Origin of the sequence: Microbulbifer variabilis (genome assembly GCF_020524905.1) — a bacterium.
Taxonomy (GTDB): domain Bacteria; phylum Pseudomonadota; class Gammaproteobacteria; order Pseudomonadales; family Cellvibrionaceae; genus Microbulbifer; species Microbulbifer variabilis_A.
Map to the genome: position 1 here is coordinate 1 of NZ_JAIVKI010000060.1, position 976 is coordinate 976.

Here is a 976-nt window from a genome sequence, read left to right on the forward strand (position 1 = left end):
ATAAATCTCAAATCACCGCTCATGGGGTATGTGGGAATTTTACCTAGTATCAGTGTAAATGGTACCATGACCAAACCTACAACTAATATTCTCGCCAATTTCTTCATATGGTTAACGCCTCAATAACCGGCAGCTGCAACGAAGCGAAGCGCAGTGTAAGCTGTCCGGCGCCGAAGGCGCGTAGTTGATTGATTTGTTAGGCATTCAATACTCCAAGACCCTGCTGAATCTAAACATTAGGCAACCACCCACCACGCTGAAATTCTCAGAAACAAATTGCACTGTCCAAGACGGCATTGCCTTCGTGTTGTAGCCTAGTTCGGTTAAATAGCGGCTTATATCTATGTCTCTCATTGCTTCTGAGCCAGATAGTGAATCGTTAATTTCTTACAAATCTCTCGACTCAGGCACTCCTATTCTTGCGTTGTAGATACAATCGATACCTTTAGGCTTATAAGCCAAATATTTCTCATACAGGTTTTTATTTTCTCCGATGAAAATTTCTAGCTCCGCTCTTTCATCTTTGCTCAATTTCTCGACCAATGAAGAATCGCAACATTCCTCTTTGAAAGAACCTTTGCACGAATTAGATACAAAGCGCTTAGAGAATACAGTAGTTTTATTCTGCTCTTCTCCTGTGACAGGATCTAGGCATTTATAGTCAATTATTCGATACACCTGCCATATTCCTGAACTGTAACTTCTAACCCAGTCTCCAACTTTCAAAGACACTATCTACTCCTTGATGCCTAACGCCGCGCTCAGGGGCGGCTTACTTTGGGCGCATTTTGCGCAAAAATGGGAGCGAAGCGACCTGCGCAAAAGGTGCACAGAGTAAGCCGTCCCTTTGCAGCGCTTTGTATGGTTGTTCTTCTCCGATTCTGATGTTGAAAATCCTTTTCGCTAACGGGTAAATTGAGACCCACCTTCGGCGGCCACCGAAGGCCTTGTTTGTCACAGTTCGTTGCTGCGCCGG

The 976-nt window shown here is 44.4% G+C and carries 2 protein-coding genes; both read right to left on the bottom strand.

Annotated elements, in window-relative coordinates; genetic code table 11:
• Positions 1-387: 387 nt before the first annotated feature.
• The gene (locus LC073_RS21505) at positions 388-732 is read right to left on the bottom strand and encodes a hypothetical protein (RefSeq protein ID WP_226649686.1); all 345 of its coding nucleotides are present in this window, start codon (positions 730-732) and stop codon (positions 388-390) included.
• Between the two features lie 40 nt (positions 733-772).
• Positions 773-976: hypothetical protein (locus tag LC073_RS21510; RefSeq protein ID WP_226649687.1), on the bottom strand; the 204-nt coding region annotated here is incomplete at its 5' end.